Annotated in this window: 18 protein-coding genes; 8 read left to right on the top strand and 10 right to left on the bottom strand. The window is 64.7% G+C overall.

The window, feature by feature from the left end; translation table 11 throughout:
- Nucleotides 1–3 precede the first annotated feature (3 nt).
- The 3 genes from GRI89_RS07910 to GRI89_RS07900 form a co-directional block, all read right to left on the bottom strand.
- Complete coding sequence (locus tag GRI89_RS07910) at nt 4–1848, bottom strand: PEP-utilizing enzyme (protein WP_159793930.1); 1845 nt, start codon at nt 1846–1848, stop codon at nt 4–6.
- Between the two features lie 174 nt (nt 1849–2022).
- Entirely contained in the window at nt 2023–2529 is a 507-nt protein-coding gene (locus tag GRI89_RS07905) for a hypothetical protein (protein WP_159793928.1), read from the bottom strand.
- A gap of 71 nt (nt 2530–2600) precedes the next feature.
- Entirely contained in the window at nt 2601–3587 is a 987-nt protein-coding gene (locus GRI89_RS07900; RefSeq protein ID WP_159793926.1) for a helix-turn-helix domain-containing protein, read from the bottom strand.
- A gap of 136 nt (nt 3588–3723) precedes the next feature.
- On the opposite strand from GRI89_RS07900, the gene GRI89_RS07895 reads away from it, so the two are divergent.
- From GRI89_RS07895 to GRI89_RS07865, 7 genes are all read left to right on the top strand, one after another.
- Nucleotides 3724–4083: a VOC family protein gene (locus tag GRI89_RS07895; protein ID WP_159793924.1), complete on the top strand. Its 360-nt coding sequence runs from the start codon at nt 3724–3726 to the stop codon at nt 4081–4083.
- A 12-nt stretch (nt 4084–4095) separates the two neighbouring features.
- On the top strand, nt 4096–4824 hold the full coding sequence (locus GRI89_RS07890) for an AraC family transcriptional regulator (protein ID WP_159793922.1): 729 nt from the start codon (nt 4096–4098) through the stop codon (nt 4822–4824).
- A 65-nt stretch (nt 4825–4889) separates the two neighbouring features.
- The gene (locus tag GRI89_RS07885; RefSeq protein WP_328598148.1) at nt 4890–5864 is read left to right on the top strand and encodes an ABC transporter substrate-binding protein; all 975 of its coding nucleotides are present in this window, start codon (nt 4890–4892) and stop codon (nt 5862–5864) included.
- Nucleotides 5861–7747, top strand: a complete 1887-nt coding sequence (locus GRI89_RS07880) for a nuclear transport factor 2 family protein (protein WP_159793920.1) — start codon at nt 5861–5863, stop codon at nt 7745–7747. The genes GRI89_RS07885 and GRI89_RS07880 overlap by 4 nt, the downstream gene beginning before the upstream one ends.
- Entirely contained in the window at nt 7747–8484 is a 738-nt protein-coding gene (locus GRI89_RS07875; RefSeq protein ID WP_159793918.1) for a hypothetical protein, read from the top strand. Before GRI89_RS07880 ends, GRI89_RS07875 begins: the two co-directional genes overlap by 1 nt.
- A gap of 75 nt (nt 8485–8559) precedes the next feature.
- The gene (locus GRI89_RS07870) at nt 8560–9597 is read left to right on the top strand and encodes an amidohydrolase family protein (protein ID WP_159793916.1); all 1038 of its coding nucleotides are present in this window, start codon (nt 8560–8562) and stop codon (nt 9595–9597) included.
- Nucleotides 9597–10754: an OsmC family protein gene (locus tag GRI89_RS07865; protein WP_159793914.1), complete on the top strand. Its 1158-nt coding sequence runs from the start codon at nt 9597–9599 to the stop codon at nt 10752–10754. Before GRI89_RS07870 ends, GRI89_RS07865 begins: the two co-directional genes overlap by 1 nt.
- Here GRI89_RS07865 and GRI89_RS07860 read toward each other — a convergent pair.
- The 4 genes from GRI89_RS07860 to GRI89_RS07845 all read right to left on the bottom strand — a co-directional run bounded on the left by GRI89_RS07860 (nt 10751) and on the right by GRI89_RS07845 (nt 14688).
- On the bottom strand, nt 10751–11104 hold the full coding sequence (locus tag GRI89_RS07860) for a hypothetical protein (protein WP_159793912.1): 354 nt from the start codon (nt 11102–11104) through the stop codon (nt 10751–10753). The genes GRI89_RS07865 and GRI89_RS07860 overlap by 4 nt on opposite strands.
- 69 nt (nt 11105–11173) lie before the next feature.
- Nucleotides 11174–12430: a hypothetical protein gene (locus GRI89_RS07855; RefSeq protein WP_159793910.1), complete on the bottom strand. Its 1257-nt coding sequence runs from the start codon at nt 12428–12430 to the stop codon at nt 11174–11176.
- Between the two features lie 213 nt (nt 12431–12643).
- Nucleotides 12644–13537, bottom strand: a complete 894-nt coding sequence (locus GRI89_RS07850) for a hypothetical protein (protein ID WP_159793908.1) — start codon at nt 13535–13537, stop codon at nt 12644–12646.
- A gap of 122 nt (nt 13538–13659) precedes the next feature.
- Nucleotides 13660–14688 (bottom strand): hypothetical protein, encoded by a 1029-nt coding sequence (locus tag GRI89_RS07845; RefSeq protein WP_159793906.1) that lies wholly within the window; start codon nt 14686–14688, stop codon nt 13660–13662.
- Between the two features lie 204 nt (nt 14689–14892).
- On the opposite strand from GRI89_RS07845, the gene GRI89_RS07840 reads away from it, so the two are divergent.
- A complete protein-coding gene (locus tag GRI89_RS07840) occupies nt 14893–17280 on the top strand; it encodes an arylsulfatase (protein ID WP_159793904.1) in 2388 nt (795 codons plus the stop codon).
- A gap of 3 nt (nt 17281–17283) precedes the next feature.
- Here the strand turns inward: GRI89_RS07840 and GRI89_RS07835 are convergent, their stop codons facing one another.
- The 3 genes from GRI89_RS07835 to GRI89_RS07825 all read right to left on the bottom strand — a co-directional run.
- On the bottom strand, nt 17284–17538 hold the full coding sequence (locus tag GRI89_RS07835; RefSeq protein ID WP_159793902.1) for a hypothetical protein: 255 nt from the start codon (nt 17536–17538) through the stop codon (nt 17284–17286).
- 50 nt (nt 17539–17588) lie between these two features.
- Entirely contained in the window at nt 17589–18593 is a 1005-nt protein-coding gene (locus GRI89_RS07830; RefSeq protein ID WP_159793900.1) for a helix-turn-helix transcriptional regulator, read from the bottom strand.
- Between the two features lie 189 nt (nt 18594–18782).
- Nucleotides 18783–20968: hypothetical protein (locus GRI89_RS07825; RefSeq protein ID WP_159793898.1), on the bottom strand; the 2186-nt coding region annotated here is incomplete at its 5' end.

Below are 20968 nucleotides of genomic sequence, written 5' to 3'. Positions count from 1 at the left end.
GGATCACGCGTCCTCCAGCACCGGCGCTTCTTCCAGGATCGTCACGATCCCCCGGCCCCCATCGACGCGGATGCGTTGGCCGTCCTTGATCAGCGACGTCGCCTTGCCGGTGCCGACCACCGCGGGAAGGCCGTATTCGCGCGCGACGATGGCCATGTGGCTCATCGACCCGCCGATGTCGGATACCGCCGCGCCGATCTTCTGGAAGATCGGGCTCCAGGTCGGGTTGGTGACCTGGCAGACGAGGATGTCGCCCTGCTGGATGCGGCCGATTTCGCCGACCGACTTTACGACGCGCGCCACGCCTTCGACCACGCCCGAACAGGCGGCGAAGCCCTTCAGTTCCTTGTCGTTCTCGCTCCCGTCGTCGAGCCAGGCGTCGAGGTTGTCGCGGGTGATGCCCCAGAGCATCACGATTGCCGGGTCGTCGATCGCATCGGGCACGTTGCCGAGCGCCGGGGAGCAGCCGTGCTTGCCCCATTCCTCGATCGCCGCCTTGCGCTGGGCGACCACCGCCGGCCAGTGCTTCGGCCCGCGCGGTTCGCTTCCGATGCCCCAGGCGAGCATCAGGTCGATGATCGCGCTTTCGAGCTCGTACTGGTTGAGGTGGAAGACGTCGTCTTCCTTGCCCCCGGGACCGAAGAAGCCGTGTTCGGCGAGCAGCGCGCCGAACTCGCGGATCTTGTTGAAGAACAGGTTGGTGTACCAGTGCTCGCAGTAGAACTTGTGTCCCTCGACGTAAGGGAACACGCGGTGGGCGAGGCCGATCAGCTGGTCGTAGGTCGCCTTGTCCTCGTCGCTGTCGAGCAGGTCGCGGTAATCGGCAACGAGCTGCTCGCGTTCGGCGATCAGCTGCTCGGTCGGGCGCTCGATGTTGGTCCCGGCCTTGATCTTCTCGATGTAGCCAGGGAGCGCGGCGAACGGCAGCGAAAGGTCGTCGTTCCATGAGCGGTGATAGTGGTAGAACCCGTCGCCGCTACTGACATTGAACCACGGGTTACGGCTGGTCTCGAGTTCGCCGAGCCACTCCTTGCCGGCGTTGCCCACGGCATCGAGTTCCGCAAGCACCGCGTCGATGTCCATGTTGTCGGAGAAGTGGTGGTCGACTCCCAGTTCGACCGCGCGGCGGGCGAGGCGCTTGACCTCTTCGTCGGGGCGGAAGATCTCGGCTTCCATGCCGGCCACCATGCGGCTGATTGCCTGGTCGGAAATCTCCGGGAAGGCCTTCTTGCAGAAGTCGAAGAAGGTCATGTACGCGCCGTAGCCGAGCAGCAGGAACTCGAAGTGGTGGTGCCACATGCGGTGGTAGCCCTCGACCTGCTTCTGGTAGATGTCGAGCAGCGCGTGGTTGCTGGCGACGCCCTTGCCGGTGTGGGTCGTTTCGAGCGGTTCGTAGGCTGGAAGTTCGGGCTTGGGCAGCGCCTGGGCGTCGGCAATCAGCGCCTTCATCTTGTCCTTCCACTGGGCGTAGAGATCCTCCCAGTGCTCGTAGTAGTAGAACGCGCGCTGCTGGAATTCGCCGACGCGCTCCTCGATCTCGGCCGGGTCGGTCACCGCGACGCCGCCGATGTAAACCCGCCCGTTGATCACGCGGTGCTCGATCCCCTTGGCGGTCGGCAGGACATGGACTCGGGTGTTGAACGCGCCGAGCGCGACATAGGCCGCCTCGGCGGTGATCATGTCGAAGTGATGCATCGGCTCGGGGAAATGCATCGAGTTGTAGAACCAGAACTTGCCGTCATCCTCGGGCACGAACTGCGCGTAGTACGGGTAGGCCGCCTGCGCCGCCTCGGTACCGGGAACCACCTCGATCGAGCTGGGCAGGGGGAAGGACTTCTTGTCGGTCATGTCTGGCAACCTCTCCAATCGGACCCGCGCGCCGTTCCGGCGTCTGTCAGGGTTCCTCGCGTGGCAGTGAAACTACGCCCACGCCGGGCCCGGCGGCAAGGATTCGTGCGCAAGTCAAATACGACAAAAGCGCAGGGCAATTTGTCTTGTTATTGGTCGGCGTGTCGACCCCGCTCAGTCGAACGGGACGGTGTCCTGACAGCTTTCGTAGACGCGCTCCATCGCCGCGCGCGTGCCCTTGGTGTTGAAGTTCACCACGATCACCGACTTGCGCCGCGGACGCAGCCGGATCTCGAACTTTTCGGCCTTGTCGAGCTTCTCGAGCAAGCGGGTTAGCGAGCGAGTGGTGCCTTGATCGACCGCCATCGCGAAATTGCCGTTGAGCCGCCAGTTGTCGGTCCACGGGGCGTTCTCATCCATCCGCAAAGTGACTTCCGTGCTCTCGTAATTGTCGTCGGACATCGGAGCCGCGAGATTGCTGGTCGAAACAAGCACTGCAAAGACCTTGTGCTGGCCCGGCTTGTCGCACTTTAGGATCAGCTGCGAGCCGTCCGCTGCAACCACCCCGGCCTGCATTGTGCCGCCATCCGGTTGGAAGTAGCCCCAATCCCCGGCAGTGTCCTGTGCCAGCGCCCCGAAAGGTATTGTGGCCAGCGCGGCGGCAACGATTACCCTACGCATATGTATTTTCTCCCATTCCCTGCCGGGAGACTAACGCAAGCTTGGCGGGCCGACAACCGGTCGGCACGGGGTCAGGATTGTGGCGCGTGCCCGGCGCGCCAGGCGCGCGGGGTAATGCCGAACCGCTTGCGGAACAGGCGGGTGAAATATCCGGCGTCGAGGAAGCCGCAGCGCCAGGCGATCTCGGCTACCGGCAGCCCGGCAGCGCGCGGGTCGGCGAGCAGGTCGCTCGCCCGGTCGAGCCGGGTGGCGTTGAGTTCCTGCACGAAACTGGTGCCGCTTCCGGCGAGCAGGGTCTGCAGGTAGCGCTTGGAGATGCCGAGCTTGCCCGCCACGGCCTCGGGCGAAAGGTCGGGCTCGGCGTAGTCGCTCTCGATCCGGCGCAGGATTTCGCGCGACAGCTGGCCGCGGTGGCGGCTGCCCCGGGGAAGCGCGTCGGGTGTGTCCGGAAAGCCCGTTGCGAGGCCGAGCAGGTGGCCGACCTGTTCCGCAATCAGCGGGCGCGGCAGCGGCGCTTCGTCGAGGTTGCCGAGCATCGCCTCGAGCAGGGCGCCAAGTGGCGCTCCCCAGCCGCGCGAGGAATCGAACGGACGGGCGAGCAGGACCTCGGGATCGGGAAGGTACTTCTCCAGCCAGCCCTGTGGCATCATCAGATCAACTGCCTCGTGTTCGCCGTCCATCTCCATCTGGTAGAAGCGCGTGTTGTCGAGCAGCACGAACTGACCCGGCTCGACCGTGAAGCGCTTGCCCCCCATCTGCGTCTTGAGGCTGCCGCGGCGGGCGTAGACGAGCTGGATCGAGGGCGCGGCGCGGCCGCTGGTGCCGTCGGCTCCGGTATGCGTCACCCGCTGTGCCGGGGCGTGGAGGTGGAGCAGGCGCAGCTGGCCAATGCCGTGGCTGACCCACCGCGCGGCAAAGGCGTCCTGGTCGAACACCTGCACCTCGATCGGGGCGATCGTGCTCGCCGCCCAGTCGCGCCATTCGCGAAGCGCCTCGCGTTTACCAAGACCGGCACTGGTCCAGCTGGAGTCTTCGGCGGCGGGCAAGGCTTTGGCCATCGCGCGAGGGTATGCTTCACATGGCACGGCGACAAGCATGCAGCATTTGGCGCGTTCGCGACACAAATTGCCATTCTTGCGATAGCGCGCCTCGTGCCGCCGATATATCCTCGCGCGTCTTTGTGGGAGACCCGCCATGGAATGCCGGATCGGTTACGTCATTGTCGGTGTGAAGTCGCTCGAAGCCGCGGTCGCGTTCTATCGCGACACGATGGGCTTCCAATTCCTGTTCAGCGAGCCTGAGATGCATTTCGCCCAGTTTCAGGTCGGCGACATGCTGTTCTCGCTCGCCGAGGGCGCAGAGGAAGTTCACGGCACAGGCGACCGGAATACCGGCATCGGCTTCATGGTCCCCGACCTCGATGCCGCTCACGCCGAGCTCGCCGCCAAGGGGGTCCGGTTCACAATGGGGCCGGGCAAGATGCCGTGGGGCGGCTACATGGCGATGTTCGTGGATCCCGACAGCAACGAGTTCTACCTCGACCAGGCGCGCTAGACGCGGCCAGTCATGGACATCGCCATCCGCTGCCTCGCCGCGACCTATTACGGCGGCTTCCACATCGCTCCCCACCGCCATCACTGGGGCCAGCTGATCTATGCGGGTTCGGGCGTGATGCGGGTGCGTGCCGGGGGCATGTTCTGGATCGTTCCTCCGGCGCGCGCCGTTTGGGTGCCGGTCGGTGCGGAGCACGAGATTCATGGACTCGGCGACTTTGCAATGCGCACGCTCTACTTCCCGCAGGAAATGGTGAGCGACCTTCCCGGCGAATGCTGCGCGCTCGACGTCACCCCGCTGCTGCGCGAGCTGGTGCTCGATCTGGTTGAGCGTGCCCCGGTCGCATGGGAGGACAAGGCGGGCATGCGTCTCGCGCAGGTGGCGATCGACCGGATCGCCGAAGCACGCACGCTGCCGCTGCAATTGCCGATGCCCAGCGACCCGCGCGCCGTGCGGCTCGCGACGATCCTGCGCGACGATCCTGCCTCTCCGGCCTCACTCTCTGAACTCGCCCGCGCCGCAGGGGCCAGCGCGCGCACCATCCAGCGGCTGTTCCTTTCCGAGACGGGAATGCCCTTCGCGCAGTGGCGCCAGCGCCTGCGCCTGCTGCATGGCGCGACCGAGCTTGGGGCAGGCCGCTCGGTCACCGAGGCGGGGTTGGCGGCAGGCTACGCCGGGACCAGCGCCTTCATCGCCGCCTTCCGCAAGCATTTCGGCTTCACCCCCTCGCAATTGGGGTAGGGCCACGAACCCTGTTGCCGCATCGTCGCCAGCCGCTACGCTGCTGGCGAGGGGAGAGGGAATCGGTGCGGAGCCTCCTGGTCATCGGTGCTGCCGGGCTGCTTGCGGGCTGGACCTGTGCCTCGCGCGCGGAGGAGCCGCTGGCTGTCTACGGCAACAAGCAGACCTTCGAGATCGCTCCGGTGCTCCTCGCCGCGGATGCCTATTTCGATGGCGAAGCCGCGGTACGGATGGGCAGCCTCGCCAACCTGGTCGGTGAGCCGCCGGTGCCGGGCTTTGGCGAGGAGGGCGAGGCGGACCTTGCGACCAACGCAGAAACCCAACTCCTGCGCTATTCGGTTCGCCATCCCAACCTGCGCATCGTGCTCGGCGTGAGCGAAGGGCTCTATCGCGTCGTGGCGCGGCGCTCCGCCAGCATTACGCGCGTCGCCGACCTCAAGGGCAAGGCGGTAGCGGTGATCCCGCAGACCAGTTCGGGCTATTTCCTCCAGCTGATGCTCGGACGCGAAGGGCTTTCTATGGCCGATATCGAGGCGAAGCCGATCGTCCCGCTCTCCGGAATGACCGAGGCGCTGGCGAAAGGCGAAGTCGACGCGGTGGTGATCTGGGAGCCGGAAAGCGAGAACGCAGCGCAAATTTTGGGCGATGACCTCGTCAAGTTTGGCGGCGAGGGGGTCTATCGCGAGCTGTTCAACCTGAACACGACGGCCGAAAAGCTCGCCGAACCGTCTGTTCGGCGACGTATCATACGCTTCATTCGCGCAATCATCGACGCCAGCGCGGCCCTCAACTCCGATCCCGCGCGGGCCAAGGCGCTCGTAACTGAGGCCGGCGGGTTCGACCCGCAGGACGTCGATGATTCGTGGAAACACCACCGCTTCGCGCCGGGCTTCCCCCCGGACCTGCTCGACGTGCTCGAAGCCGAAGAGAAATGGCTCGCCGCGCAGGCGGAGCGCCCCGCGCGGAGCCGGGTAGACCTTGCCAGGCTGATCGATACGAGCGTCTATGAAGAGGCGCTTGCCTTGGAGATCGTCGAATGATCCGCCGGTTCATCCTGCCCCTCGCGCTGCTCGCCGCCACGCCTGCCGCGGCGCAGGACACCGCGCGCGAGACGGCGCAGGTAGAAGACCTGCGCTCGATCCGCGAGATCAAACGGCTGCAAGCCGAGTGGGGCTATTACGCCATGGCCGGCGACTGGAAGGCGATGGCCGCGCTCGGCACGGACGATGTCGAGATGGTCCTGCCGGGCGGCAATGCGGTCGGCCGCGACGCGCTCGACGACTGGCTGCGCGAACGGATGGGGCAAGGGGCCGACGGAGTGGCAGCCGGCCGGCTGAATGTCTGGCTCTACGTCAGCCCGGTGATTACGCTTTCGCCCGACGGTCAGCGTGCGACCGGTCGCTGGCACCACATCGCGCTGCTCGCCGAGGCGGGCAAGTCGGCCGACTGGATCGGCACCACCGACGTGATCGAATACCGCAAGACCGGCGAGGGCTGGCGCATCGCCCACATCCGCCCGTACCTGCAGCTTTCCGGTCCCTACGACCCCGGCTTCGGGCACGACGCGACGACGCTCGAACGCGCGCCCTACCACTACTCACCCGACGAGGCCGGGGTAATCCTGCCCGAGCGCCGGGCCGCCGAACCGCGCCTTGGCGAGGACCTGGCCAGCGAGGCGACACTGCTGCTGCGTCTTGGCATGGCGCAGAACCGCGCCGACCAGTTCGGATTCTACCTCGACCGAGGCATGTACGACGACATTGTCGACCTGTTCGCGCCCGACGCGACGATCGATGTGGCCGGACAGGGGACTTTCAGCGGCCATGCCGGGGTGCGCAAGTTCCTCGCCCGTTTCGGAGCGCCGGGACTCGATCCGGGTGAGCTCAACGACCGCCCGCAGCTGATGCCGGAGGTGAGCATTTCCGATGACGGCGCTACCGCGCTGGTCCGTACGACTGAGCTCGGCATGACCGGCCAGCATGGCGGCGAAGGGTATTGGTCGGTGGCGGTCAACACCTTCCTCCTGACCCGCGGTGACGACGGCAAGTGGCGCATCGCCATGCTCCATCGCCGCCCGGTCATGCGCTCGACCTACAAGCACGGCTGGGCGCAACCGCTGCCCGCAGCTCTGCCGCCGGGCGAGGGCGTGACCTTCGACGGCGAGCCGCAGCCGGTCGACACTGCTTACCCCGAACATGCGTTTCACATGCAGATGCTCGGCAGCGGCGTAGTCTACCCCGCACGCGGGGAACGCAAACCGCTGGAGGTTACCGCCAACGCGCTGGCGATGGCCGAGTCATGGGACGGAGCGGAAAACGTCTCGAACGCCTACGGCTACTACATCGACCAGTTCGCATGGGACCACACCTCCGACCTGTTCGCCCGCGACGGCTGGAAGGAGCTGTCGTATATCGGCACCTTCATCGGCCGCGATCATGTCCGCGCCAGCATGGTCCAGCGCTACGGCGAGGGCGGACCGAACGACGCCTTCCAGGCGATCCACATGAAGACCCAACCAGTTGTAACCGTTGAGGGCGACGGCAGCCGCGCCTTCATCCGCGAGCGGCTCATGCAATTCAACAGCTCGGCGAGCGGACCGGGGAGCTGGATCGGCGGGATCTACGAAAACCAGGTGATCAAGGAGGACGGCGTCTGGAAGATCGCCGGGATGGACCTCGATTACACCTGGCTGGCCGATTACAAGACCGGCTGGACAGGCATTGTCCCCGGCGCCAGCAGCCGCTTCGGTCCGAGCGCCGAGGTCATCGCCTCATTCCATCCCGACGCCCCTCTGCGCGGTCCGGCCTTCGCGCCCTATCCCGAATCCGAAACACTTGGCTTCGATTATGCCAATCCAGTCAGCGGACGCGAGCCGCCGCTGCGGTTGCGCTGGTCGGACGAACACCGCGAGGAGCAACACTAATGGCGAGCGTGACTGGGGCAGGTGCGAAAGCCGGCTGGCGGCCGAGCTTCCACCTCGTGCTGGTGTTGGCCATGGCAGCCTACGTCTTCATCGGCTTCGGTATCACCTACATCGTCCCCGAAATCGTCGGGACCCGGCCGCCGGATTCGCCGATCGTCCATCTCCACGGAGCGGCCTTTTTCAGCTGGATCCTGCTGCTGGTGACGCAGGCTTCGCTCATCAACGCGAAGAACGTGAAGCTGCACCGCTCGCTCGGCATGCTCGGCGTTGCCGTGGCGACTTTCGCGGTAACGATGGGCGTGTTCATCATGCTCGCCGCCGCTTCCATCACGAAGCTTCAGGGCGTCGGGCCCTCTGTGTTCTGGCTCAACGTGACCGCGCCGCCGAGCTTCGGGATCGTCTTTGCCATGGCGATCCGCGCCGTAAAGCGGCCCGAAATGCACCGCAACCTGATGGTCATCGCCACCACCGGCATTCTCATGCCCGGGATCAACCGGGTCTACATGCAGGGGCTCGGCATCCAGCACTTCACCTTCATCGAGACTTACCTGACGATGGACGCCTTCATCGCCGCGTGCCTCTGGCACGAGCGGCGCACGCTCGGTCGCATCAGCCGTGCGACCTGGACCGGGGCGGGGATCATCGTCGGGCTCGAACTGCTTAATTTCCCGATCTCGACCACCGCGTGGTGGAGCGACTTCGTGTTCTGGCTCGGCTCGTTTGTGCACTACGAATAGGCGGAATCGGCGCTGGCCTAGGGTCGTCCCGCTGGCTACCTTCGGGACAAAGTCAAAAAGATTCGGAGAGAGTTCATGTCCGGTAAGGTCCGCCTGATTGCCACCGAGGAAGCGTGGAGCATTCCCGAGGTCGCCGCCGAGCTGAAGAAGGTCTCCAATGGTCCTTCGCAAAGCCTCGACAAGCTGCTGGTCAAGGGCATCTACGACCAGGAAGGAGGCGGTGCGCAATATGCCGGGGTCAATTTCCTCGACGGACTACTCGACGCCGAGCAGGCACGCCTGCGCCAGATGGATGAACTCGGCATCGACATGCACCTGATGGCGCTGACCGCGCCGGGCGTGCAGATGTTCGACGCCGATACTGCGATGGAGCTGGCAATCGTCGCCAATGACCGGCTTGCCGCGCTGTGCCGCAAGTACCCGACCCGCTTCGCCGGACTCGCCAGCTTCGCTCCGCACAGCCCCAAGCGCGCGGCGAAGGAGATGGAGCGGGCAATCAACGAGCTCGGCCTCAATGGCTTCATGATCAACAGCCACACCTACGACGAGTATCTCGACGATCCCAAGTTCTGGCCGATCCTCGAAGCCGCCGAGGCGATGGGCCGGTGCATCTACATCCACCCGCGCGCCGCATCCTACGGCTTCAAGGGGCCGCTGCAGGACTACGGCATGGACAGCGCGATGTGGGGTTACGGCATGGAAGTCGGCACCCATGCGGTGCGGATGATGGCCGGCGGGGTGTTCGACGAATTCCCCAACCTCAAGATATGCATCGGCCACATGGGCGAGGCGGTGCCGTTCTGGCTCTGGCGGCTCAACTTCATGAACAGCCGCGCGCAGCTCGCCGGTCGCTCGAAGAAGACCAAGCGCTCCATGGCGGAGTACTTCCACGACAACTTCGTCATCACCACTAGCGGCGTCGAGGACCCGCTGGCGCTGCGCTATTCGATCGACAAGCTTGGGGTCGAGAACGTGCTGTGGGCGATCGACTACCCCTACCAGCCGATGGAACCGGCGGTGAAATTCATAGAGGATTTCGCCTGCACCGACGCCGAACGCCACGCGCTGTGCCACGGCAACGCGGAGCGCGTGTTCCACATCTCGGCAGCGTGATGGCAGGGGACAACATCCTCGGCGCCGATGCGCGCCCGCGCTTCTTTCCGGTCGAGACCCCTCGGTTCGAAGCGCCGCGACCCCGTCTCGGCATCTCGGTGCGCTTCGCCGGGCGCTCGCTGTCGGCGATGCAAAAGGAGGCGCTGGTTATTTCCAGCACCGGCAGCAAGGCGTGGCGGCTGGTGTCGGACGAGGGTGCCTACCTCGACGGTGCGGATGAGGCGCCGTGTCCGCTGTCGTTCCTCTCGACCGGCATGGTGGCCATGTTCTTTGACGAGATCGTGGCGCTCGCCGAACAGCGCGGCATCGCGATCGACCGGCTCGAGCTGGTGCAGGACAACTACTACACGATGAAGGGCTCGGCGCTGCGCGGGACGATGACCGGCGGGGCCAAGGACGTGAAGCTGGAGGCGCGGATCGTCTCCTCTGCCGACCGCGACACCCTCAATGCCTTGGTATGCGATGCTGTCGCCGCCGCGCCGGTGCACGGCTTGTTGCGGGGGGCGATGGAGAGCCTGTTCACGCTGACCCACAACGGCGAAGCGGCGGCCCCGGAAAAGGCAAAGCCGGTGCCGGGCGATGCCCCGCCCGATCTTGCCGCCGACCTCGATGGCCTCGCGCCCGCCCCGGGCGACTGGTCGGACCTGATCGTGCGCGGCGGGATGAGCCCCAAGACCGAGGAGGCGACTTCCTCGCAAGGTTCTAGCCTCGCCGAAGAGCAGGACCGCACCCTGCACGTCCAGGTCGCCTGCACCTTGCGCGAGGACGGAGTGAAGCAGGTCGAACAGCGCCTGTTCAATCCGCACGGCTCGATCTTCACCTACCTCTGCGACGAGCAGGGCCGTGCGCCCGACGCTGCATGCTATGTCGCCGCTGGGATCGGCTTCTGCTTCATGACCCAGCTAGGCCGTTACGCGAAGATCGCCTGCAAGGACCTCGCCGCCTACCGGATCGTGCAGGACCTCCACATGTCACCCGGCGGCGCGACCGGCGGCACCGGGCAGGCGGGCAGGGCCGACCCGGTCGAAACCCACGTGTTCCTCGAAAGCAGTGACGACGACACCTTCGCCCGCGCCGCGCTCGACGTGGGCGAGCAGACCTGTTTCCTCCACGCCCTGTGCCGGACGGATGTGCGGGTAAGCGTGCGGTTGGCCTAACCGCGGATCGGCACGACGTTGCGCGCCGATTGTTTGGAGCACAGCGTTTCGAGAAGGTCCTCGGCGATGGGCGAGGCGAAGCGGACGCCGAGGGCGCCGCCCTTGGCCCACTTGAGCGAGCCCTGGATCGGCGCGCAGCCAGCGAGGTTCAGGATCAGCGTCTCGGTCTTTGTTACCCCGACCGCGCCGGTGTGCATGCGGCAGCCAAACTGGCCGAGGTCGGTGACCAGCACCTCCTCCTCCGCGCGCTCGCCGATCGTGCAGCGTGCGGGTATCGCCACAAGCCCCCGCTTGGCCGTACGATCCCGCGGTCCGGACTGGACCAGTTTTGCGCGCTTCCCCTTTGTCATGGCGCGAAACTGACAGGGTCCAGTTAACTCCGGCGATAGGGCCGTGGTTACCCGGCGGCTAACTGTGCTTCAGTAACACAACTTTGCGGCGCGCATCGCCATGCCTTTCAGGCCCTTGGGGCAGGGCGGCAGGACGGGAGTGGACGGCGCCTGGCTGGAGCTGCCTTCGCCGTCCGTGCCGCTGCCGTCCTCCTGCGCCGAGAAGCCACCCATCGCCGGCATGCCGTGCATCACCGTGGTGCTGGCGCGGAAGCGCACGCGGGCGATCCAGTCGGGCTTCCACGCTAACTTCGAATCGGTCGGGCGCGGCGGGTAGGCGAAGTCCGCCTGCGGACCATAGGCATAGAGCTGGATCATCGGCATCTGCGCTGCCTGCCGGACCTCGGCCGGAATCGCGCAACTCGTGCGGCTCGGGTCGAGCACAGTGCCGGCGGCGATCAGGCGGCTGACCGCGGCGGGCGAAAGCCAATCGGCCAGCGAGCCGCCGAACTGCTGTTTCGTGGCGGAGGTCCACCAGACCATGTCGCGGGACTGCCCGCTCGAATCCATGTTCGCGCCGATCGCCCAGGCATAATAGCCGGTGGCCTTGGGCAGCGCGTCCCATGCCAGGTTGATCGCCCCGCTCGCCATGTCGCTTGAACGGGCGTTGAGCGGCGGCATGAAGTCGTCGGCCAGCGTGAAGTTGATGTCGGGCGCGTAGCTGCTCTTGATCGTGTGCGGGCCGAGCAGCGAGGAATTGGCCGGGATCGCCCGGCTGTCCTTAGTGTTGGGCCATTCGCCAAAGGTCTTGCTGTTCTGCCGTGTGACGCTCCAGGCTTCCGGCAGGTCGGTCCCTTGCATATAGAGGCCGGGCGGTATTTGCCCCTGCGCCAGCTTCGAGAAATCTATGACCACCGGCTGGCCGGGACCGGCATGTTCGCCGCAGCCCCAGTAGAGCAGCAGGCGGCCCTTCGGCATCTGCCCCTGCGGCATTTCGCCGGGAGCTTGCTTCGGGGAGGACACGGTGACCGGGGTGGTCAGCGGTACCGAGGTGCCAAGTCCCGCTCCGGTCGGCATGAAGTGATCGCCCTCAGCCGCTCCACTGGGGTCGCGGCTCGATCCGAGGTGCAAGTGAAGCTCGTGCGCGGCCTGGCCGCCGCCGCCACCGCGCATCATGGCGAGGACATTGGCGCTGCCGCCCTGGCTCATCGCTGCCATGCCCGAGGTGGTCCCGGCATCGATGGTGTAGCGCGCGATCGGCGGGCTGGCCTGCTGCGACAGAGCGGCACCTCCGGCGGCGAAAGTGAGAACGGCAATCGAAACGACGAAATATTTACGACGAATCATGGCCCCATCTCCCGGAGCAGCGGCCCGCGAGCACCGTATCTCACGCCTTGTTGTCCACAGCACGAAGAATCTCGCGCCTCATTTTCTCCTTATTGTCCTGCAATGCGGGCCGTCCGCCGGACGGAGGGAGCGGGGGCGCATTGGTACGCCCCACCACCTACCCAGCGGGTTGCAGCCTCCCCATCGCTGGTCGATGGGGAGGTTTGCGCCCAATCAGGCATTGGGATCCGCACCGGGGCGGTCGAAGCCGCCTTCGTCGTTGGCCTGTGGGCCCGGAATCGGATTGAGCGTGTGGGCCAGTCGGATCTTCCCGTCGATAAAGCGGAAAGTGTGGGAATCCGGGCCGCCAGTGGCAGAGTTGCCGAAGCGGCAGAATACGTTGATCACGCCCTTTTCGGGATCGATCAGGTAGTCGCGGTTGACGATGTATAGCACTCCCGCCGGGATACCGACCTCGCAGCTGGCGTCCGCGCGGCCTTCGCGGTTGGTGTAGGCCCCGCCTTCGAGCCGTGCGCAGGGCTGGCCCCAGGGGATGTCGGTAAACTTGTCGGAAAAGGCGTCGAGGTAGGCGTTCGCCCCACGGATCATTTCTGCTGCCGAAGTACCCTGGTACTTCATCAGCGGTTCCCAGTTCTCGGCCTTCGAATACTTGAGGTAGGCGTTGGCATTGAACAACCAGTGGCCGGTGGTGGTCACCAGGCTGTCGACCCGGATCACTTTGCCCTTGTCCATGTAGAGCCGGGTGCCGATGACATAAGGAGTCGGACCGGTAACGATGACCTCACTGAAGGTCTTGCAGCGCACCGGGTCGTGAAAGCTCATTGCGTGGTCGACTTTGAGCGCGGTGTTCCACATCCCCTCGGCGTCCGGGATGGTCTTCATGTCCTGCAGGTATTCGGCCTTTTCATGCAGCGGCAGGCCGCCAAGCGAACCCGTCTTCTGCCCTTCGACATAGGCGCTGGTCGCGGCCTTGAGCTCGTCCATCGTGCAGGTCGGCTTGTCGACGCGCGGGGTGTACGGGCTCGGCGGCGGGCCGTTCTGCGCGAGGGCGGGGGTGGCGATGGTGGCCGCGAGCAGGGCGGCGGCGATGGTGGTGGTAATCCTCATGTCTCTTCTCCCTCTTCGTCACCCTTAACTTTGTTCAGGGTCCATCTCTCCTCCCGCGAAGGTTGTCCGGTTGGGCGCAATGGATACTGAAACGTGTTCAGCATGACGATGAATATGACAGCTTACCTGACGTCCTGGATTTCCTCGCTGCGGCACTGTTCGTAGGTGCCCCATCCCGAGCAGACCCCATAAGGGCCCCGGATGAAGATCGCCTCGATGCGGCGGATCTGGTTCTTCTCGATCTTGAAGATTTCTCCAATTTCCCAGGTCCAGTTGATCGAACGATGGTCGAAGGCGCCGAAGGCAAAGACCAGCCCGCGCTCACGGTCGACTGCGACGAAACGGCGGTCGCGGATGCCGGTGACGACGCCAAGCAGGCTGGTTTCGAACTGGCCCTTGCAGGTCATCACCGGATTGCCGGTCATGCCCACCGTTCCCGGAGGGCCGGCGCTGATCATGCCGTTCTCGTGCCGCAGGCAGTCGTCGGTGAAGGGGTAATAGCCCTTGCCGTCGTTGCGCTGCATCGCCTCGAAGTACTGGTTGGCAACGGCGATAAGGTCGGCGCGGCTCATCCGCTCGTTCTCGGGCACGGTCTCGAGGAAGATCGGGTGCGGGCTGCCCATCTTTTCGACGTTGGCCCCGGTCGCGCCGAAGCCGCTGGCGGGTGTCGCGGGAGCCGGACCGAGCGGTCGGTCGGGCCGGGCGACGATCTGTTCGACTTCGCTGATCTTGCCCTCGTCGTCGATCTTGAGGCGCACGTCGATGCCGACCGGGTCGGGCGGACTGGCCGGGCCAGTCGAGCGAGCGCGGCCCTCTTCCATCATCGTTCCCATGAAGGTGACCTGCTGCGTCTCCACGTCGGGCACGTAGAACCTGTAGTTGCCGAGCCCCGTCGCGGTGGCCCACAGCCCTTCGTTGCCGAGAGGCAGCTGCACCCCGTTCTCGGTGAACCTGACGTCTCGGGCGAACAGGCCGTCGTTGACCTTCTGGTCGACCATCGCCTGCAGGTACTTGTTCATGGTGCCTTCGAGGCATTCGCGTTGGCAGTTCTGCTGCGGCAACGGCACGCCGCCCGGCGGCTCGTCGGCAGCGGCAGGCCCGGCAAGGCCGAGCGCCAGGCAAGCCAGCGCGGCGTGGAACGAACGCTTCATGATAATCTCTCCCTCAAGTTCCCCGTTCCCCACGGAGAATCCCCTCGGCGGTGAACATAACCGATTTCGGACCGTCGGCTAGCCGCGCATTTGTGGCAAATTGTCTTGGCCGTTCAGCCATGCGGCCAAGCGGTATGTCCCCGCCCCGCAACGCAGTCTCTCGGGACTAATACCGATGGAACGCCCCCCCCCCCCTTCTTTCACATGGAGAAGACCCCCACTCCCAACCGCGAGATCATCATGGCCGAGATCGACAGAAGCAATCTCCCGCTCCCCGAACCCAAGTTCACCGGCAAGATCGGCAAGACCTACCAGGACTCGAAGAGTGCCTGGCCTGAATTGCCCAAGCCGCCAAAGGGCGCGCCCAATGTGCTGCTGATCCTGCTCGACGACGTCGGTTTCGGCCAGGTGAGCACGTTCGGTGGCCCGGTGCCGACCTCGGCGCTCGACAAGCTGGCCAAGGAGGGGTTGCGCTATACCCGCTTCCACACCACCGCGATCTGCGGCCCCAGCCGGGCGGCGCTGATCACCGGGCGCAACCACCACAACTGCGGCACGGGTTTTCTGTCCGAATACGCGACGGGTTTCCCAAGCTACAACAACATGATCCCGCAAAGCACGGCGTCTATTGGCCGCATCCTCAAGGAGAACGGCTACGCCACCTCATGGTTCGGCAAGAACCACAACACGCCGGACTGGGAATCGAGCATCGCCGGTCCGTTCGACCGCTGGCCGACCGGAATGGGCTTCGACTACTTCTACGGGTTCATCAGCGGCGAGACGCACCAGTATTACCCGGTGCTGTTCGAAAACACGGTCGCGGTCGAGCCCGATAAGTCGCCCGAAGAGGGCTACCACTTCATGGAGGACATGACCGACCGCGCGATCAACTGGATCCGCTATTCGAAGTCGGTTTCGCCGGACAAGCCGTTCCTCTGCTACTTCGCCCCCGGCGCCGCCCACGCCCCGCACCACGCTCCCACCAAATGGCGCGACAAGTTCAAGGGCCAGTTCGACGACGGCTGGGAGAAGGTCCGCGAGGCAACCTACAAGCGCCAGCTCGAAATGGGCATCATCCCCGAAGGCACCGAACTGACCGAAAAGCCCGAATGGGTGCAGGATTGGGACGGCCTGTCCGCAAACGAGAAGAAGCTGTTCGCGCGGTTCATGGAGAACTTTGCCGGCTATTTGTCCTACGCCGACTCCGAATGCGGCCGGCTGATCGACGCGGTGAAGGGACTGCCCGACGCCGACAACACGATCATCATCTACATTGTCGGCGACAACGGCGCTTCCTCCGAAGGAGGCTTCACCGGCACCGTCAACGAGGTAATGAACCTCAACGGTGTCCCCTCTACGATCGAGGACAACCTCGAGATCTACGACGACATCGGCGGCCCCGATACCGAGCCGCACTATCCGCTTGGCTGGGCATGGTGCGGAAACGCGCCGTTCCAGTGGGTCAAGCAGGTCGCCTCGCATTTCGGCGGCACGCGCAACCCGATGGTCATCTCTTGGCCGCGCTCGATCACCGACCACGGCGGCATCCGTCCACAGTTCACGCACCTGATCGACATCGTCCCTACGATCTTGGACGCAGCCGACATCCCCGCGCCGGACACGGTCAACGGCGTCGAGCAAAAACCGATGGACGGCGTGTCGATCATCTCGACCTTTGCGTCGGCCGATGCCCATGCGGTGCGCGACCGGCAGTACTTCGAGGTGTTCTCCAACCGGGCGATCTACGACCAGGGATGGATCGCCTGCGCCCAGCACACCTTCCCGTGGCGGCAGGATTACGCGCCGGGTAAATGGGAAGAGGACAACTGGGAACTCTACAACATCGACGAGGACTTCTCCGAGGCGAAGAACCTGGCGAAGGAGCACCCGGAAAAGGTGGAAGAGCTCAAGAAGCTGTGGGACGGCGAGGCGGAGAAATACAGCGTCTATCCGCTCGACGATCGGGGCGCGGGACGGTTGACCGAACCCAAGCCTTCGCCCGGCGGCGCCGATCCGGACCGGACGGAATTCACCTATTACGCCGGCGCCTACCGCCTGGCGGAAACCGCTGCGCCAAACACCAAGAACCGTTCGCATACGATCATCGCGGAAATCGACAACGGCGACGGCAAGGCCGAGGGCGTCATCGTGGCGGCGGGCGGCATGTCGGCTGGCTTCTCGCTCTATGTGAAGGACGGAAAGCCGGTCTATCACTACAACTACTTCGAGAAGGAGCGCACCAGCGTCGTTTCGAAGAAGGCATTGCCCAAGGGCAAGTCGAAGATCGAACTGGCCTTCGCCTATGACGGTGGCGGGCTGGGCAAGGGTGGCGAGGCCGTGCTGATGATCGACGGCGAGGAAGTCGCCCGAGAGCGGGTCGAGAACACCGTCGCAGGTCGGTTCGGCGTCGACACGTTCGGCGTCGGCGGCGACAACGGCTCACCGGTGTCGAACGAGTACAAGCCGCCGTTCCTCTTCACCGGCGGCAAGATCGAACGCGTCGATATCAAGCTTGCGCCGAAGGATCTCAGCGAAAGCGAGGAGGACGAGCTGAAGGAACGTTACCTCGCTTTCGCCCAGCACATCGAGTGAGCGTCAGCCGCCGCTGTCGAGCAGGTCCATAAGGTTGCGTGCGGCCTCGCGGTCGTCTTCCGACTTGAAGGCGACATCGAGGTCGGGCGCCTGCCCGAGCAGGTAGAGCAGCGACCACAGCGCAAACTTGCGCCCGCGGTCGGTCTCAAGCCCGAAGTCGACCCGCAACTTGTCCAGCCCCGCCTCCTGCACCGCAGGCGACGCCTCGGCGAGGTCGGTGATGCCGAAGTAGCGGTGGAGCAGGTCGTCGAAGTCCATTGCAGCCCGGTAGCACAGCGCCGTCGCCGCGTCTCATCGACATCAAATGCTTATGCGCAACGCGCCAGCCCAACGGGGCTTCTGGGGACCGTGCGGGAGCGAACCAGTGTCTCCGACGGCAGTTCGCCGAACAGTTCGCGGTACCAGCCGGACATCCTGCCGAGCTCGCTGATGCCCCAGCGATTGGCAATGACCGAAATGGTGCAGCGGGCCTCGGTATCGGTCGCCAGCTCCTGCCGGATGCGGTTGAGCCGCAGCTTGCGGACATAGGTTAGCGGGCTATCGTCCAGCACGTCCAAGAATGCGCGATAGAGCGTGCGGTGTGAAGTGTATGCGGCCTTGGCAATGGCCTGGATCGTCAGCGGTTCCACGAGGTTTTCCTCGATGAAGGCGCACGCCCGCCGTACGATCAGGCCATGCTGACGCGCGGTCGAAATACCGATCGCCAGCCGCGGCTCGCGGGCGAGATGGGCAATCAGGCCGTCGAGCAGTCCCTGCGCCAGCGCTATCCCGGGTCCAATGCCCAGGGCCCGGTTGCTGTGGATCGCCTGAAGTCCGTGGCGAATGGCGTCGGCCTGCTGGCTCGCCATTTGCGTTTCGCTGATACCCGTGCCGCCGAGTTGCCCGATATCGAGCACGAGATCCTGGTCCGCGGCGACCGCCTCTAGCCGTTCTTCCGAAAGCGTGGCCGTACCGTAGAGTGCCCCGGCCCGATAGATCGCCTCGTGCATGTCTCCCGCCCGGAAGACGCCGACGGCGAGGTCGCCCACTTCGTTCTGCCAGTGTCGCGCCCCCAGGCCCGCATCCAGCAGGACACCGATGGTAACCATCGACTCCGACAGCGGTCCGAACAAGCCGACATGGCCGTCGATCGAACCCGAGCTGTAGGTGATGTCGTCGAACCGGGCGAATGCCAGGCTGCCGGCAATCGGCGCGGATGAAAATTGCGCGACTTCGAGGCCCGCACCGAGAACCGCGTCATGCAGGTCCTCGATGGAGGAAATGGGCACCCTGCCCCATGCGGGGCTCGAACCGGATAAGGCAGCACTCGCCATGTCGTTCCCAAGAAGACACGAGGCTAGTGGGCAGATGGGGTCCGATGAATCGGGTGTTACGCGAAGCAGAATGCACAAAACGGTGCATTCTTCTTCGCGCGGATAAGCGCCTCTCCTGGCTTCCGCAGCCGATCGTGCCCACCCCGAAGTCTTGGACCAAGTGGCGGAGTTCGTCGCGGAACAGGTGTGTCAGCCGCCGAGCAGTTCCCTGCTGACCGTTATACTCGCTTGCAGATCCGTTGGGCGTATGACCGGCATGACCGGACCCTTGGCCACCAGTTTGACCCAAAGGGCGTCGCCATCCCGGAACCAGGAGGTCTCGGTTGCCTGTCGCAATGCGTCCATGCTGCCCTCTTCCGTTCCGGAGGCCGCATTGGCGAAACCCGGCAGCTTGAAAATCACCCATGAGCCCTGGTCCATTTCGGCCAGGCTGAGCGTGACTTGCGGCCTTTCGGTCTTCACCTCGATTTCGGTGCCGGCACGTACGGTGCTCTGGTCGCCGCTGATCTTGAATTCCTTGCCGTTGCGGACAAGCGCGATGGGCGCCTGCGGAGGACGGCGGGAGAACAGGGCCTTACGTTGGGCCTGAACAAGGGGCGTGTCCGGAGCATTTGGACTGAGTGAGGAGAGCAGGGCGAACCGGGCAGTGCGGGATTCCAGATCGACTGCTGCGGGAAGCTCTCCCCTGCTGTCCGAGAGGTTCAGGCGGCCGATATCGCCCGTGCACACGGACGCGTTCCACGTGGGATGGATTTCACAGCTGGCGTCGGTGACGACGCTGTCGTTCTCGCCGTCGTTGAGCATGATTTGGGAATTGGGGATGCCGGTCACCGATCCGTCAATGTCGTGGATCGACAAGGTCCGATATGCGTTGCCGCCCCGGTTATCGTTATCGAACCGGGCATCGTACTTCGGAAAATAGACCGGCTTGGCGTTGACGAACTTGGCACCGCGGATCGTGCTGCCGGTACTTAGGCCCGCGCTCGTGTACAGCAGGAAGGACAGCGCGCCTGTCTTTCTCCGGTCGTTGTCCTGGAAGTTCACGAATGTCGTGTTCACCACGTCATCGCGGTAATCGTAATACTCGTAGCCACGGATCGGGAAGTCGGGGATCATCGTCTTTGGCAGGCTGCGGCCATAGGCGACTTCCTCAGGTGTCGTGGGATTGCCGATATTGTCGGTTTCGCCCACGACCAGCGAGTCCACGAGGCGTGAACTGAACGGCAGGCTGCCGATATCTCCGGCGGCCTGCGTCATGCCGATGGCGTTGTCGGCGAATTTTGCGTTGCTGTACACGTAGAGGTCACCCCGACCCCAGAGACCGCCATTGCGGTTCTTGTAGCTGGTCAGGTTCTCGAAGTGCGTCTCACTCACTTCGCTCTCCAGGTCGGTCGGATCTGCCAGAGGAAGCAACGGAATGGAGGCCAGGCCGAACGTGTTGTCTTGTTCGATGTGCCGGTCGATCAGGAATCCGTCGAAGTTGGAGTGGGCGGTGTTGCCTTTGAAGGCGCGCAGGGCCGTACGGCGCGGCCAGATGTTGGCGGCGACCTCCGAGCCCGCAAACGCGCCCTGGGGGTGCTGCGGTATGGAAAACCAGAAACCGACTTGGTCTGAGCCGGCCGCAACATTGTCGATGTAGCTGTTGTCCGGATTGGTGATCCAGAACGACGCCGCCGTGTTGTCCGACGGCAGCAGGGTGTTGCCGCTGTGGAAGCTGGCTTCCCTCGCGGCCGCAGGGTTCGCGTAATGGACCCTTTCCCCATTGGCCGCGAGATTGGTGGGTACGCAGTCTAGTGTCGGATGACATTTGGTCTGGATGGCGAGGTTCCTGACGAACGCGTTGCCGGTCTCGATACCGTCTTCCATGAAGAAGCAGTGGCCCACGGTGTTGTAGGTCACGTTGTTCTCGATCCGCAGGTCGTTCGTGCCGTGCACCGTCACGCAGCGGTTGTAGGTGTCGTGGATCGCCGCGTTCCTGATGTACATACCGGCGCCTACGCCCAGGATGTGGAAATGCATCGGGTAGCGTGCGAGCGTCAGGTGCTGGCCCATGCGGTTCAGCTCGACGCCGTCGACATAGGCTTTGGATCCGCCCATCGCCATGATGTGCCCGCCGAAATAGCTCTCTGCCGCGTCCTCGGATGCCTGCACCTTGATGTTGCGCGTCAGCATGGCGACCTCGCCGCGCTCGTCGACGCCGTAGGTGACTTTGCCATAGTGCATGTACTGGAGCGGCTGCGCAAAGCGGATCGTGTTGCCTCTCACGCTCGTGATCGTCCGGCGCTCGGCCTGGCGCGGATTGAAGTCGGTGGAGGCAAGGACGATCTCGTCGCCTGCGCGCCACTGTGAGGCATCGAGAACCTCGATGCTGGTGG

It is taken from the genome of Croceibacterium salegens (assembly GCF_009827435.1).
Taxonomy (GTDB): Bacteria; Pseudomonadota; Alphaproteobacteria; order Sphingomonadales; family Sphingomonadaceae; genus Croceibacterium_B; species Croceibacterium_B salegens.
This window is presented reverse-complemented; position numbering and strand designations above follow the sequence as displayed.

Excerpts from the sequence above, each read along its gene's own strand:
- GRI89_RS07840 (WP_159793904.1), top strand. The coding sequence starts at position 14,893 with ATGGAGAAGACCCCCACTCCCAACCGCGAGATCATCATGGCCGAGATC.
- GRI89_RS07910 (WP_159793930.1), bottom strand. The coding sequence starts at position 1,848 with ATGACCGACAAGAAGTCCTTCCCCCTGCCCAGCTCGATCGAGGTGGTT.
- GRI89_RS07890 (WP_159793922.1), top strand. The coding sequence starts at position 4,096 with ATGGACATCGCCATCCGCTGCCTCGCCGCGACCTATTACGGCGGCTTC.
- GRI89_RS07895 (WP_159793924.1), top strand. The coding sequence starts at position 3,724 with ATGGAATGCCGGATCGGTTACGTCATTGTCGGTGTGAAGTCGCTCGAA.
- GRI89_RS07875 (WP_159793918.1), top strand. The coding sequence starts at position 7,747 with ATGGCGAGCGTGACTGGGGCAGGTGCGAAAGCCGGCTGGCGGCCGAGC.
- GRI89_RS07870 (WP_159793916.1), top strand. The coding sequence starts at position 8,560 with ATGTCCGGTAAGGTCCGCCTGATTGCCACCGAGGAAGCGTGGAGCATT.
- GRI89_RS07860 (WP_159793912.1), bottom strand. The coding sequence starts at position 11,104 with ATGACAAAGGGGAAGCGCGCAAAACTGGTCCAGTCCGGACCGCGGGAT.
- GRI89_RS07900 (WP_159793926.1), bottom strand. The coding sequence starts at position 3,587 with ATGGCCAAAGCCTTGCCCGCCGCCGAAGACTCCAGCTGGACCAGTGCC.
- GRI89_RS07880 (WP_159793920.1), top strand. The coding sequence starts at position 5,861 with ATGATCCGCCGGTTCATCCTGCCCCTCGCGCTGCTCGCCGCCACGCCT.
- GRI89_RS07835 (WP_159793902.1), bottom strand. The coding sequence starts at position 17,538 with ATGGACTTCGACGACCTGCTCCACCGCTACTTCGGCATCACCGACCTC.
- GRI89_RS07830 (WP_159793900.1), bottom strand. The coding sequence starts at position 18,593 with ATGGCGAGTGCTGCCTTATCCGGTTCGAGCCCCGCATGGGGCAGGGTG.
- GRI89_RS07905 (WP_159793928.1), bottom strand. The coding sequence starts at position 2,529 with ATGCGTAGGGTAATCGTTGCCGCCGCGCTGGCCACAATACCTTTCGGG.
- GRI89_RS07865 (WP_159793914.1), top strand. The coding sequence starts at position 9,597 with ATGGCAGGGGACAACATCCTCGGCGCCGATGCGCGCCCGCGCTTCTTT.
- GRI89_RS07850 (WP_159793908.1), bottom strand. The coding sequence starts at position 13,537 with ATGAGGATTACCACCACCATCGCCGCCGCCCTGCTCGCGGCCACCATC.
- GRI89_RS07845 (WP_159793906.1), bottom strand. The coding sequence starts at position 14,688 with ATGAAGCGTTCGTTCCACGCCGCGCTGGCTTGCCTGGCGCTCGGCCTT.
- GRI89_RS07855 (WP_159793910.1), bottom strand. The coding sequence starts at position 12,430 with ATGATTCGTCGTAAATATTTCGTCGTTTCGATTGCCGTTCTCACTTTC.